The sequence below is a fragment of the Vibrio bivalvicida genome, assembly GCF_001399455.2.
GTDB classification, from domain to species: Bacteria; Pseudomonadota; Gammaproteobacteria; order Enterobacterales; family Vibrionaceae; genus Vibrio; species Vibrio bivalvicida.
On the sequence record NZ_LLEI02000032.1, the window covers coordinates 165,759 to 178,654 of the forward strand.

14 protein-coding genes are annotated in these 12,896 nt (G+C 45.1%); all 14 read right to left on the bottom strand.

What is annotated here, in order from left to right; translation table 11 throughout:
- Positions 1–233: 233 nt before the first annotated feature.
- Positions 234–1,664: a PTS glucose transporter subunit IIBC gene (gene ptsG / locus APB76_RS11625; protein ID WP_049843690.1), complete on the bottom strand. Its 1,431-nt coding sequence runs from the start codon at positions 1,662–1,664 to the stop codon at positions 234–236.
- 444 nt (positions 1,665–2,108) lie between these two features.
- Complete coding sequence (locus APB76_RS11630; protein ID WP_054961600.1) at positions 2,109–2,876, bottom strand: TatD family hydrolase; 768 nt, start codon at positions 2,874–2,876, stop codon at positions 2,109–2,111.
- Positions 2,867–3,829 carry a DNA polymerase III subunit delta' gene (holB, locus tag APB76_RS11635; protein WP_054961599.1) on the bottom strand — a complete coding sequence of 321 codons (963 nt, stop codon included), beginning with the start codon at positions 3,827–3,829 and terminating at the stop codon, positions 2,867–2,869. The genes APB76_RS11630 and holB overlap by 10 nt, the downstream gene beginning before the upstream one ends.
- 1 nt (position 3,830) lies before the next feature.
- On the bottom strand, positions 3,831–4,460 hold the full coding sequence (gene tmk, locus APB76_RS11640; protein ID WP_054961598.1) for a dTMP kinase: 630 nt from the start codon (positions 4,458–4,460) through the stop codon (positions 3,831–3,833).
- A complete protein-coding gene (gene mltG / locus APB76_RS11645; RefSeq protein WP_054961597.1) occupies positions 4,457–5,473 on the bottom strand; it encodes an endolytic transglycosylase MltG in 1,017 nt (338 codons plus the stop codon). The genes tmk and mltG overlap by 4 nt, the downstream gene beginning before the upstream one ends.
- Positions 5,470–6,273, bottom strand: a complete 804-nt coding sequence (gene pabC / locus APB76_RS11650; protein ID WP_054961596.1) for an aminodeoxychorismate lyase — start codon at positions 6,271–6,273, stop codon at positions 5,470–5,472. The genes mltG and pabC overlap by 4 nt, the downstream gene beginning before the upstream one ends.
- Before the next feature lie 104 nt (positions 6,274–6,377).
- Positions 6,378–7,619: a beta-ketoacyl-ACP synthase II gene (gene fabF / locus APB76_RS11655; protein ID WP_054961595.1), complete on the bottom strand. Its 1,242-nt coding sequence runs from the start codon at positions 7,617–7,619 to the stop codon at positions 6,378–6,380.
- Between the two features lie 92 nt (positions 7,620–7,711).
- Positions 7,712–7,945, bottom strand: a complete 234-nt coding sequence (acpP, locus tag APB76_RS11660) for an acyl carrier protein (protein WP_004406112.1) — start codon at positions 7,943–7,945, stop codon at positions 7,712–7,714.
- Positions 7,946–8,251: 306 nt separating this feature from the next.
- A complete protein-coding gene (fabG, locus tag APB76_RS11665) occupies positions 8,252–8,986 on the bottom strand; it encodes a 3-oxoacyl-ACP reductase FabG (RefSeq protein WP_054961685.1) in 735 nt (244 codons plus the stop codon).
- Positions 8,987–9,014: 28 nt separating this feature from the next.
- A complete protein-coding gene (gene fabD, locus APB76_RS11670; RefSeq protein ID WP_049843683.1) occupies positions 9,015–9,938 on the bottom strand; it encodes an ACP S-malonyltransferase in 924 nt (307 codons plus the stop codon).
- 84 nt (positions 9,939–10,022) lie between these two features.
- The gene (locus APB76_RS11675) at positions 10,023–11,003 is read right to left on the bottom strand and encodes a beta-ketoacyl-ACP synthase III (protein WP_054961594.1); all 981 of its coding nucleotides are present in this window, start codon (positions 11,001–11,003) and stop codon (positions 10,023–10,025) included.
- A 5-nt stretch (positions 11,004–11,008) separates the two neighbouring features.
- Positions 11,009–12,034: a phosphate acyltransferase PlsX gene (gene plsX / locus APB76_RS11680; RefSeq protein WP_054961593.1), complete on the bottom strand. Its 1,026-nt coding sequence runs from the start codon at positions 12,032–12,034 to the stop codon at positions 11,009–11,011.
- A 9-nt stretch (positions 12,035–12,043) separates the two neighbouring features.
- Positions 12,044–12,214 carry a 50S ribosomal protein L32 gene (rpmF, locus tag APB76_RS11685; RefSeq protein WP_004414666.1) on the bottom strand — a complete coding sequence of 57 codons (171 nt, stop codon included), beginning with the start codon at positions 12,212–12,214 and terminating at the stop codon, positions 12,044–12,046.
- A gap of 31 nt (positions 12,215–12,245) precedes the next feature.
- Positions 12,246–12,776, bottom strand: coding sequence for a 23S rRNA accumulation protein YceD (gene yceD / locus APB76_RS11690; RefSeq protein ID WP_049843680.1), 531 nt, complete (start codon positions 12,774–12,776; stop codon positions 12,246–12,248).
- Between the last annotated feature and the right edge of the window lie 120 nt (positions 12,777–12,896).

Here is a 12,896-nt window from a genome sequence, read left to right on the forward strand (position 1 = left end):
TGGGGGGGCAAAGATGTCAGAGAAAGGTGAGGATAAAGACAGAAGGTGGGATGCGAGATGATTTTGCCTTCCAGGAACAGCGAGTGTCAACAACTTGAGATAAGACACCAATAATCACCTCTCGGAGGACGAAGTCCGATCTCGATTCTCGAAGCGAAGCGCAGCCCGCCCCTGCTTCAAAAACAAAAAGGAGGCCGAAGCCTCCTTTGTTAAACTTGATGAGTCAGTGGGAATTAACCGTGGTTACGGATCCACTCATCCATTTCAGTTTTCAGGTTGTCAGACTTAGTACCGAAGATAGCCTGAACACCACCTGCAACAACCACTACGCCTGCTGCGCCTAGTTGTTTTAGTTTGTCTTGATTTACAGCTTCTGTATCAGCAACTGCAACACGTAGACGGGTGATACATGCGTCTAGACCAGTGATGTTAGCTTTGCCGCCGAATGCTGCAACAAGCTCACCTGCCATGTCTGAACCAGAAGTAGCAACTGCTTCTTCAGATTCATCTTCACGACCAGGAGTCTTAAGGTCCATTGCCTTAATAACTGCGCGGAATACCACGTAGTAGATTGCAGCGTAAACTAGACCAACAGCAATCATTAGACCCATCTTCTGTGCGTTACCAGACAGAACTAGGAAGTCGATTAGACCGTGTGAGAATGAAGTGCCGTGTACAAAACCTAGAGTGTTTGCAACAATGTATGCAGAACCAGCAAGTAGAGCGTGGATACCGTATAGCAGCGGAGCAACGAATAGGAATGAGAATTCGATTGGCTCAGTGATACCTGTTAGGAATGAAGTCAGTGCAGCAGATGCCATGATACCCATTACTTTCGCGCGGTTTTCTGGCTTAGCAGAGTGAGCGATAGCGATAGCAGCAGCTGGTAGACCGAACATCTTGAACATGTAGCCACCCGCTAGTTGACCGAAGCCATTACCAGCAGCACGAGATGCTTCATCAGCAACTAGGTAACAAGTAAGTACGCCGTTTTGAGTTTCGCCAGCAGCGTTAACGCAAGTACCTGCTTCAAAGAAGAATGGTACGTTCCACACGTGGTGTAGACCGAATGGGATTAGAGAACGCTCAACGATACCGTAGATACCGAATGCAACTTGTGGGTTCTGGTGAGCAGCCCAATCAGAGAAAGATGCAATCGCGCCGCCAATTGGTGGCCATACGACAGAAAGAAGGATACCAAGACCAATAGCCGCGAAACCAGTAATGATTGGCACAGCACGCTTACCAGCGAAGAAACCAAGGTATTCTGGAAGTTGAATCTTGAAGAAACGGTTGAATGCCCAAGCAGCAACACCACCGACAAGGATACCACCTAGTACACCAGTGTCGATTTTTTCAACGCCCATAACACCAGCCATAACGCCTAGCGTTGCAGTCATGATGCCGTAACCAACGATAGCAGCAAGACCTGCTACACCGTCGTTGTTTGTAAAGCCAAGTGCAACACCCACAGCAAATAGCAGCGCCATTTGACCGAATACTGAGCCACCAGCTTGTTCCATTAGGTTAGAAACGATTTCTGGAATGAAGCCTAGGTCGGCAGCACCGACACCTAGTAAAATACCTGCAACTGGTAAGACCGATACTGGTAGCATCAGAGCTTTACCAACTTTTTGCAGGTTGGCAAAAAGGTTATTAAACATGTTTATGCTCCTGAAAAGTTATAAGAATTATTGGGCTCTAACGGCACACCCCCGTAGCCTTAAATGTTAGCACCCTGAAAAAATGTAACCACTTATGTCACTATATTTTCTGCCTCTAAATATATAGTGTTGCTCATCAATCTTTCTAGCGAGTTACGAAATTTAGTTTCAAACTAATAGCTAGATCACAATCAGAGAACACTTTTGAAATGCATTTCAAAGACATAAACCATTGATATTAGGTTTGTTATTAAAAATATCGATTAATTTTGATGGGTAAATAAAATAGAGTCATTTGTTATTTTATGTAACAAAATTACACTGAGCACTTTTTTAACTCTCAAGTTCAACAAATTTAGTAAACAACACCCAAAAAGCGTTTACCTGTGATGCTGATTACAAAAAAAAGGAGCCAACGCTCCTTTTTTACCCAAAACTCTTTTTCTATCTCAAAAAAAGATTCCTGAAGTTTTCGCTGGTCTTTTCTCCAACCTCCCCCAATGAGCACCCCTTCAGTTGCGCGATATAAGAGGCAACCTCTACAACATATGCAGGTTGGTTCTGTTTACCGCGATGAGGGACAGGTGCTAAATAGGGAGAATCCGTTTCAATAAGTAACCTTTCTAGCGGCAGCGCTTTGACCACCTCTTTGAGTTCTGTTGCTTGTCTGAAGGTTACAATGCCAGAAACTGAAATGTAAAAGCCGAGATCCATCGCCGCTTGCGCGAACTCGAGATCCTCTGTAAAGCAATGAATCACACCACCACAGTAATCTGCATTGCCATTTTTCAAAATAGCTAACGTATCTTTCCGCGCATTGCGCGTATGTATGATTAAAGGCTTATTTAGCTTAACGGCAAGATCGACCTGTTGCTCGAATCGAAGTTTTTGCAGCTCTGCGGTTTCAGGTTGATAGTGGTAATCGAGTCCTGTTTCCCCAACAGCCACAACTCTAGGATGTGAGGCATATTCGTGCAAACGATCGAGAGCAAAATCACTTTCCACATCCAGTGGGTGAACACCACAAGAAGCATAGATATTGTCAAATGGCTCTATCATTTCCAACATGTTGGGAAAAGAGTCGAGTGTGACACCGACAGATAGAAGCTCATTTACGTTTGCCGCCTTTGCTTTAGCGACAACATCTTCTATTCCTTGGTGGAGTTCTTGGTAGTCCAGTTTGTCTAAATGGCAGTGAGAATCTACAAACATATTTCCCCGTTGAATTTGAAAAGCCAATCTAATATAAGCAGCTCTGCGTTAAGCCCCGTATGTGTTCTTAACTGTTGCGTGAGCTTTACAAGTTCCTGCGTCTGGATGTACAGGCGTTGATATTCGACGATCTGAGCCAACTTTTCAGCACCCGGAGTAAAGAACGGCATTGCCAACCCGTAGTGCACTTTTTGCGTATCGGTTAACAAGTACCACAACCAGTTCAGATACTCGGCATGCTCTGAAGCTAGCTCTTTAGCAAGCTTAGTCACATCTGCCTGATTGTGGCAATGTGCGATGAATTCTGATTCAATCGATGCATACTGACTCATTTTATCTTGATTGATAAACTCAAGCGTTGCTAATGGTGCATTACCATTTATATGCGCGGCATAAGTAGGAACTGGCTTTTCTGCTTGTTCGCTAAGCCAATTCGTCACCACAGAGGACTCAGGTACGGTAAGGTGCCATTGCTGGCATCGACTAGTTATAGTCGGTAGCAGTGAGTTAGCACGGTGGGTCACTAGTAAGAACATACAAGTTGCCGACGGCTCTTCCAACGTTTTCAGCAAAGCATTAGCTGCTGACTCATTCATCGCTTCGGCAGGCTCTATCACAAACAACCTCAGCCCAGATAGCTGAGAAGACTCTTGAGCAATTCGATTGCACTGACGAACTTGTTCAACCGTGATCGCCTTACCTTCTTTCTCTGGCTTAATTACGTGGTAGTCTGGGTGACTGTCAGATTCCATCAACTGGCAGCCATGACAAAAACCGCAAGCTTCAGCTGGATAGTTTTGACATATCACTGCGCGGCTAAAATGTTCAACTAGCTGCTGAGCTCCCATCCCCTCGTCTGCAATCAATAGCGCGGCATTAGAAAACCGATCCGCTTGTAAATTTGACTGCCACTCCTTCCATAGCGGAGAAAGCCAAGGGTATAAATCGCTCATGTTACGCACTCACCCACTCGGCAACCACTTTAGAGATATCGTCAGCAACCTGCTCAATACTTTGCTCCGCGTTGACGACAACAACAGATTCGTCTAGCTGAGCAAGCTCTAGATAGCGGTCACGGGTTCTATCGAAAAAGCTCATATCCATTTTTTCAATTCGATCAAGCTCCCCGCGGCCACGAGCACGTTCAAGGCCTACTCTCGGATCGATATCGAGATAGATAGTCAGATCAGGTTTAAAGTCACCTAAGGTGGTGCGTTTAAGTGCCGTCATGGTTTCACGCGGTATCTGACGCCCCCCCCCCTGATAAGCTTGAGAAGACATATCATGGCGATCACCAACAACCCAACTGCCAGAAGCCAATGCAGGTTTGATTACATTCTCGACAAGCTGAACACGCGCGGCGTACATCAGCAGCAGCTCCGTCATATCTTGCAGCTCTTCGCCTTCATGCTCTTGCTTAACTAATGTGCGTAGCTGCTCAGCCAATGCCGTACCGCCTGGTTCACGCGTATTTTTTATGTGTTCGACACCAGTATTTCTCAGTGCTTCTAATACTGCTTTTATAGCCGTACTTTTACCTGCACCCTCTAGACCTTCAATGACAATAAATTTCGCGTTATTCATTTATTACTTCTTAATTGTTTTAAATAAGCTCGAACAGCTCGGTTATGTTCGGCCAATGTTTTTGAGAATACATGTCCACCGTTACCACTCGCAACAAAGTAAAGATAATTACTATCTTCTGGATTTAGAGCCGCTTGAATAGAAGCTTCTCCGGGCATAGCGATCGGCGTAGGTGGTAGACCGAAGATAGTATAGGTATTGTAAGGTGTCGGTGTACGCAGGTCTTTCTTGCGGATATTACCATCGTACTTATCACCCATTCCGTAGATAACTGTTGGATCGGTTTGCAAGCGCATACGTTTGTTTAACCGGTTAACGAATACTGCCGCAACGCGCTCTCGCTCAGATTCCACTGCAGTTTCTTTTTCGATAATCGAGGCGAGAATAAGTGCGTCATAAGAAGTCTTGAGTGGCAACTTATCTTGGCGCGTCGCCCAGTGCTCATCAAGTACCATTTGTAATTTATCGGCGGCACGCTTAAGAATATCTAAGTCCGAGGCACCAAACGTATAGTGATAGGTTTCCGCAAGCAGTAGACCTTCAAGCTTTTGGTGCTGAACGCCCAGTTTTTCGGCGATCTCGGCCTCACTTAAGCCATCTAATTCATGCTTAAGATAAGGAGCGTTTTGAATAGTTTCTTGCCACTCTTTAAAGTTTGAACCCTCAACAAAAGTAATCGAGAATTGGTGCTCTTTGCCCTGTTTAAACTGTTTCAAAGCGCTCTTCAGCGTTGAATCTGACACCAATAAGTAAGTGCCAGCACGCAGTTGAGCTAGCTCAGGATGGAAACGACGCACAAGCTTCACCACGTCGCTCGTGTCAATCATTTTTGACTCTGTAAGTTGTTCGAGTACGCGATTAAAACTGGTCCCAGACGCAATAGTAAAGATCTGCGACTCTTCGATTTGAAGTGGTTGATTGAGATACTGCTCAACTTGTTTGACAATATAGACGCAGCCGCCTGCAGCGATTGCTGCAACAAGCAGTAAAAATAGAGTGATTTTTTTAATCACGACTCGATCATCTCCTGAATTCGTTTGGTTGTATTTCCAATATCAAACTGGTGCGAACTAATCGCTCGAATCGGTGCAACGCCCAAAATTGAGTTAGTCACAAAGACCTCATCAGCCTCCATCACTTCAGCCAGTTTAAACTCTCCAATTTGAGTACTTATCCCTTGAATAGCTGCCCACTCTAGAACATCTCGGCGTATCACACCACTTACCCCTGCTTTGTCCAAAACTGGCGTAAACAGGGTTGAATCTTTAAACCAGAACAAATTTGCCATTGTGGTCTCAATTACATTCCCTTCGATGTCTAGTGCAATTCCATCAGCAAAGGAGCGCTGTTCAAGCTCAGCTTTTAACAGAATTTGCTCTAGTCGGTTGTTGTGCTTATGCCCCGCAAGCAACGGATTATGGCCAAGTCGTAAGTCACACACCCCGAGAACTAAACCTTGCTGCTGCCATTGTTCATAATGTGCCGGATAAATAAAGTCGCTAATAGTAACATTTGGTGAGGTCACTTGAGTAGGGCTATATCCCCTGCCTCCTTCGCCGCGGCTGATATGCAGTTTTAGTCCGGCTTTATTATCACTACGGGCCATTTGTTTAAGCCAACCTTCAACCTCGTTCCAATCTGGGCGTGGAATACGCAGCGTATCCAAACAAGCATTCATACGAGCAACATGCAGTGGCCACCGACATATCTCGCCTTCACGCGTTAGCATAGTCGTGAAACAGCCATCACCGTATTGGAACGAGCGATCAGTCAATGAAATTGAATCTGCATAGACTCCATTCACCATGAACATGTCATATCCTTTTATCACTGATTGCGAATTTATAACCCATTAAATAACAAAACGGCTTAATGCCAAAGCACTAAGCCGTCTATTTAATCTAACTCAGAAGGTATTTAGATTTTTTTAAACACTAGAGAGCCATTCGTACCACCGAAGCCGAACGAATTACAGATAGCGTAATCCATCGAAACCTCTTTAGCAGTATGTGGAACTAGGTCAATATCTAAGCCTTCTTCTGGATTGTCTAGGTTGATCGTTGGTGGAACCATTTGATCTACGAGCGACATCACCGTAACGATCGCTTCAACAGAACCCGCAGCACCAAGCAAGTGGCCGGTCATAGACTTAGTTGAAGAAACTTTCACTTGCTTAGAGCCTTCTTCACCTAGTGCGCGCTTGACGCCTTTAATCTCAGCAACGTCACCGGCTGGTGTAGAGGTGCCGTGAGCATTCACATAACCAACTTGAGTACCTGTGATACCCGCATCTCGCATTGCTGCTTCCATCGCTAGAGCGCCACCTGAACCATCTTCACTTGGAGAAGTCATGTGGTAAGCATCGCCAGACATGCCAAAACCAACAAGCTCCGCATAGATTTTAGCCCCGCGAGCTTTCGCATGTTCGTACTCTTCTAGAACCATCATGCCTGCGCCATCACCAAGAACAAAACCGTCACGGTCTTTGTCCCAAGGACGCGATGCTTTTTGAGGTTCATCATTGCGAGTAGAAAGTGCTTTCGCAGCACCAAAGCCTGCCATACCCAGTGGAGTAGATGCTTTTTCAGCACCACCCGCAACCATAGCTTCTGCGTCGCCGTATGCAATCATACGGGCCGCATGGCCGATATTGTGTAGACCTGTAGTACACGCCGTCGAAATCGCGATGTTAGGGCCGCGAAGACCACGCATAATAGATAAGTTACCTGCAACCATGTTTACAATGGTTGATGGTACGAAGAACGGGCTCACTTTACGTGGACCTTTCTCAACAAGGGCAGTATGCCCGGTTTCGATGAGATCGAGACCGCCAATGCCTGAACCGATAGCAACGCCAACGCGAGCAGCATTTTCTTCGTTGATTTGTAAACCAGAGTCATCTAGAGCTTGGATACCTGCTGCGATGCCGTATTGAATGAAGAGATCCATTTTACGTGCATCTTTTTTAGACATGTATTCAGTACAGTCAAAACCTTTTACTAAACCCGCAAAGCGAGTAGAAAAGTTTTCAGCATCAAAGTGCTCGATATTCACGATACCGCTTTGACCTGCTAGCAGGGCTTTCCAAGATGATTCTACGGTGTTGCCTACCGGTGACAACATACCCATGCCAGTGACAACAACACGACGCTTGGACACGATATTATTCTCCGGGATTGAAATGATTCTATGGAAGGATAGAAGGGTTAAAAAGAACACAGGCGGCCAGAAGGCCGCCTGGGAGAGATAGATTACTGAGCGCTGTTTACGTAGTCGATTGCAGCTTGAACAGTAGTGATTTTCTCAGCTTCTTCGTCTGGAATCTCAGTGTCAAATTCTTCTTCTAGAGCCATTACTAGTTCAACAGTGTCTAGAGAATCAGCACCTAGATCATCAACGAATGAAGCTTCGTTCTTAACTTCAGCTTCGTCTACACCTAGCTGTTCAACAATGATTTTCTTTACGCGTTCTTCGATGTTGCTCATTTTTTCTTTTCCTTTACAGATTTCGCCTAATGCGATGATTCAGTAGTTTATTCGAACTACTGAAAGTTGCAAGAGGGACCTTGCTGGTCAAACCACAATTTTAGCGATTTTAACCGAAATTCAATACATTTTTGACTTAAATCATGCACAAAACTTGCGCACGTTTATGTCAATAGTCACAAACTATAGGCTATTTTTACGAGAATAAATAGCCAAGTTAACGACATTAAGTGCAAATTTACTTCACCCGCAGAATTTTGAATGAAATTTAATGAAAAAGTTCACTAATACTGCAAGGTAAGCGATTTACACCATGTACATGCCGCCATTTACATGCAAAGTTTCACCAGTAATATATGCCGCCTCTGGAGAAGCTAGGAACACAACCGCTGATGCAATTTCACGTGGGTCACCCAATCTACCCGCAGGAACCGCTGACAACGTCGAGGCACGTTGCTCATCGTTCAGAGCTTTAGTCATGTCTGTTTCGATAAAGCCAGGTGCTACTGTGTTGACAGTAACGCCACGTGAAGCCACTTCACGTGCCATAGACTTAGTGAAGCCAATCACACCAGCTTTAGCCGCAGCATAGTTTGCCTGACCTGCATTACCCATAGTACCAACAACAGAACCTACGTTGATGATGCGACCAGCGCGCTTTTTCATCATACCGCGAAGTACTGCTTTAGACATACGGAAAATAGGCGTTAGGTTGGTATCGATGATGTCATCCCACTCTGAATCTTTCATTCGCATCAGTAGGTTGTCACGTGTGATACCTGCGTTATTAACCAGGATGTCAATCGCACCAAACTCATCGTTAATAGTCTTAAGTGTTGCTTCAATAGACTCAACGTTAGTCACATTAAGTGCTAGACCTTTACCATTTTCACCAAGATATTCGCTGATTGCAGCAGCACCACCTTCAGAAGTCGCAGTACCAATGACTGTCGCTCCGCGCTCAACCAGTAGTTCAGCAATCGCGCGACCAATACCACGGCTTGCACCCGTAACTAGAGCAATCTTACCTTCTAGGTTCATCATGTTCGTTATTCCTATGTCCTTAAAATTACTTAGCAGCTTCAAGAGAGGCAGTATCGTTTACTGCTGCGCCGCTTAGTGTTTTAACAATTCGTTTTGTTAAGCCAGTTAACACTTTGCCAGGGCCAAGCTCTAGCAGTTTCTCTACACCTTGTTCATTCATTAGTTGCACGCTCTCAGTCCAACGTACTGGGCTGTATAGCTGACGAACTAATGCAGCTTTGATTTTTGCAGGTTCAGTTTCAGCAATAACATCAACGTTATTGATCACTGGCAATTGAGGTGCGTTAAATTCGATCTCTTCAAGTGCTACTGCTAACTTATCAGCTGCTGGTTTCATTAGCGCGCAGTGAGATGGTACTGATACTGGTAGTGGAAGAGCACGCTTAGCGCCAGCTTCTTTACACAGTGCACCAGCGCGCTCAACCGCATCTTTACTACCAGCGATCACTACCTGACCTGGAGAGTTAAAGTTAACTGGTGATACCACTTCGCCCTGTGCCGCTTCTTCACACGCTTTAGCAATCGCATCATCATCTAGGCCGATAATTGCGTACATTGCACCTGTACCTGCTGGTACCGCTTCTTGCATTAGCTGACCGCGTAGTTCAACAAGTTTGATGGCTTGTTTAAAATCAATGACACCAGCACATACTAGTGCAGAGTATTCGCCTAAGCTGTGACCTGCTAGGTTAGTTGGCTGCTCTAGACCTTGTTGTTGCCAAACGCGCCAGATAGCAACTGATGATGCTAGAAGCGCAGGCTGTGTACGGTGTGTTTGGTTTAGATCTTCTGCAGGGCCATTTTGGACTAGCGCCCAAAGATCGTAGCCTAGAGCTTCCGATGCTTCTGCAAAAGTTTGTTTAACGACTTCAAACTGTTCGCCAAGTTCAGCAAGCATACCCACAGTTTGTGAGCCTTGACCTGGAAATACGATAGCAAACTTGCTCATTTTCTTTTCCTTAAACCTATTTCTTTATACAAAGAGAAGAAAGAAAAGATGCCCTTTTAGCATCTTTAATTTGAATTCTGTTGATTAGAACTTAACCAGAGCTGAGCCCCAAGTAAAGCCACCACCAAATGCTTCAAGCAGCAGCGTTTGACCACGCTTGATTCGACCGTCACGTACCGCTTCATCAAGCGCAGTTGGTACTGTTGCAGCTGAGGTGTTGCCGTGACGATCTAAAGTAATAACCACCTGGTCCAACGACATAGCGAGCTTTTTCGCTGTCGCAGAGATAATTCGTAAGTTTGCTTGGTGAGGAACTAACCAGTCTAGATCAGATTTATCCAGACCATTCTCTTTTAGCGTCTCTTTCACAAGACGCGAAAGCTGAGTCACGGCTACTTTGAATACTTCGTTACCTGCCATATGCAGCCAACTATTGATATCTTCGCTGTGCTCCGACTCACTTGGTACTTTCTCGTGGCGGTCTGGGAACTTAAGGCTCAGTAGCTCGCCAAAACGACCATCAGAGTTAATGGTTGTCGATAAGATGCCAGGCTCTTCACTTGCACCAACGACAACAGCACCCGCAGCATCACCGAAAAGGATAATCGTTGAACGGTCATTGGGATCACACGTTTTAGACAAAGCGTCCGCGCCGATCACTAGAATATTTTTACAATGGCCTGTTTTGATGTACTGATCGGCAACAGACAAGGCATATACAAAGCCTGAACACGCTGCTGCCATATCAAAGGCAGGGCAATGCTTAATACCAAGAAGTGCTTGTACCTGACATGCCGCAGACGGGAAAGCATGAGAGCCACTAGTGGTTGCTACCAGAATCATATCGATATCGTTTTTGTCGATACCTGCCATCTCGATAGCATTCTTCGCCGCATGGTAACCCATGTCAGCAACAGTTTCGTTCTCTGCTGCAATTCGACGCTCTTTAATACCCGTGCGAGTAACAATCCACTCATCACTTGTATCTACCATTTTCTCTAAGTCTGCGTTTGAACGCACCTGAGATGGCAGGTAGCTGCCAGTACCTAAAATTTTGCTATACATGAAGACTAATAATGCCTCTCGAGTAAAACCGCTTCCAAACGATCGCTAATACGGCTTGGTACTTGTCGTTGGACCTCATGTAGAGCTTCACCAATCGCATTGATTACCGCTTCTACATCAGCACTTCCGTGGCTTTTTATGACAATTCCGCGCAATCCTAGCAAACTTGCGCCGTTATACTGGTCGGGGTTCAAGGTTTTTAGCTCGTTAAAAAGCCCAGAAAATAATATTCTTGCAATCCAACCCTTTAGAGATTGGGTCATCATGCTCGATTTCAACTTATCGATAAAAAGTTGCGCCGTTCCTTCACACGCTTTCAGGCAAACGTTACCGACAAATCCATCACAAACCACAACATCTGCGGCATCGTGCAGTAACTGATTACCTTCAATATAGCCGACAAAATTAACAGATTGTGTCTGATAAAGCATTTCTGCACAGCGCTTGACTAGGTCATTACCTTTTATTTCTTCAGCGCCGATATTCAAAATTGCTACCCGAGGTGGACGCTGCAAGTACTGCTCAACTAAAGCGCTTCCCATCACTGCAAATTGAAACAATGAGTCTGCATCGCTCGATACATTCGCTCCGAGATCCAACATCCATGTTCTACCACCTGATGAAGTCGGCAAAGCAGAGATCAATGCAGGCCTTTCGATACCTGGCAGTAATTTTAGCTTGAAACGTGACAAGGCCATCAATGCGCCCGTATTTCCGCAACTTACGCAAGCATCAGCTTGATTATCGGCGACAAGCTCAATCGTAGTGCCCATTGAGCTACCTTGATGATTCCGTAATGCGAGGGAAGGTTTTTCGGTGTTTGAGATAACTCGGTCAGTGTGCTCAATGCTCAAGCGAGCATTCGGCTGATGACCAAGAGATGATAATTGAGATGTGATCGCGTGCTGATCACCAACTAGGGTCACTTTTAGCTCTGGGAAATGCGACAATGCCTGCACGGCGGCAGGCACTGTGACGCGAGGACCGAAATCCCCGCCCATTGCATCAAGTGCAACGGTTATATTTTGCAAAGGTCAACCTTACTTGTTGATAACCTTTTTGCCACGGTAGTAACCTTCAGCAGTTACGTTGTGGCGTAGGTGAGTTTCACCTGAAGTTGCGTCTACAGAAAGTGCAGCTGTAGTTAGGGCATCGTGTGAACGACGCATACCACGCATTGAACGTGATTTCTTGCTCTTTTGTACGGCCATTGACCCTACTCCTATGTAAGTTCTTAAAGAATTACTTCTTTAAGCTTTTTAAAACGTCAAATGGATTCGGTTTCTTATCTTCTTCCACAATTTCTTCTGGAAGCTCACCAAACACCATATTATCTGAATCAACGCTACAATCCGCTTCATCATGCATTGCTATTTGAGGCAAGTTTAGAATGAACTCGTCTTCAACTAACTGTATTAGGTCTAACTCACCGTACTCGTTCAGATCTACCAAATCGTACTCTTCCGGTGCTTCCTCTTCAGTCTTTTCACCTTTGTAGGGTGTATAAGTGAATTGGACATCGCACTCATGTGCGAAAACCTCATTACAGCGCTGACACTCTAAGTCGACTACGATGTTAGCTTTACCAGAGATAACAACGAGTCGCTGTTCATCTAAGTCAAATGACAGTGACACTTGGGCGTCGCGTTTAACGCCTTCAACTGATTCATCTAAGCGCTTAAAGAGACTAACTTGAATAATACCTTCAACATTTAGTCGCTTCTGAGCAGCGCGTGACGGATCAATCGTACGCGGTATTTTTACCTTTTGCATAGGGCGCGAATTCTATCTTCCAAATCGTTTATAGTCAAAGAAAAAGGGCAAAAATTTGTACTTTTTTTCCTTATCAGCGAGAGAGCTAGTATAAAAGACATAATATGAATTAAGCTCACA

Excerpts from the sequence above, each read along its gene's own strand:
- ptsG (WP_049843690.1), bottom strand. The coding sequence starts at position 1,664 with ATGTTTAATAACCTTTTTGCCAACCTGCAAAAAGTTGGTAAAGCTCTG.
- APB76_RS11630 (WP_054961600.1), bottom strand. The coding sequence starts at position 2,876 with ATGTTTGTAGATTCTCACTGCCATTTAGACAAACTGGACTACCAAGAA.
- holB (WP_054961599.1), bottom strand. The coding sequence starts at position 3,829 with ATGAGCGATTTATACCCTTGGCTTTCTCCGCTATGGAAGGAGTGGCAG.
- tmk (WP_054961598.1), bottom strand. The coding sequence starts at position 4,460 with ATGAATAACGCGAAATTTATTGTCATTGAAGGTCTAGAGGGTGCAGGT.
- pabC (WP_054961596.1), bottom strand. The coding sequence starts at position 6,273 with ATGTTCATGGTGAATGGAGTCTATGCAGATTCAATTTCATTGACTGAT.
- acpP (WP_004406112.1), bottom strand. The coding sequence starts at position 7,945 with ATGAGCAACATCGAAGAACGCGTAAAGAAAATCATTGTTGAACAGCTA.
- fabG (WP_054961685.1), bottom strand. The coding sequence starts at position 8,986 with ATGAACCTAGAAGGTAAGATTGCTCTAGTTACGGGTGCAAGCCGTGGT.
- fabD (WP_049843683.1), bottom strand. The coding sequence starts at position 9,938 with ATGAGCAAGTTTGCTATCGTATTTCCAGGTCAAGGCTCACAAACTGTG.
- APB76_RS11675 (WP_054961594.1), bottom strand. The coding sequence starts at position 11,003 with ATGTATAGCAAAATTTTAGGTACTGGCAGCTACCTGCCATCTCAGGTG.
- rpmF (WP_004414666.1), bottom strand. The coding sequence starts at position 12,214 with ATGGCCGTACAAAAGAGCAAGAAATCACGTTCAATGCGTGGTATGCGT.
- yceD (WP_049843680.1), bottom strand. The coding sequence starts at position 12,776 with ATGCAAAAGGTAAAAATACCGCGTACGATTGATCCGTCACGCGCTGCT.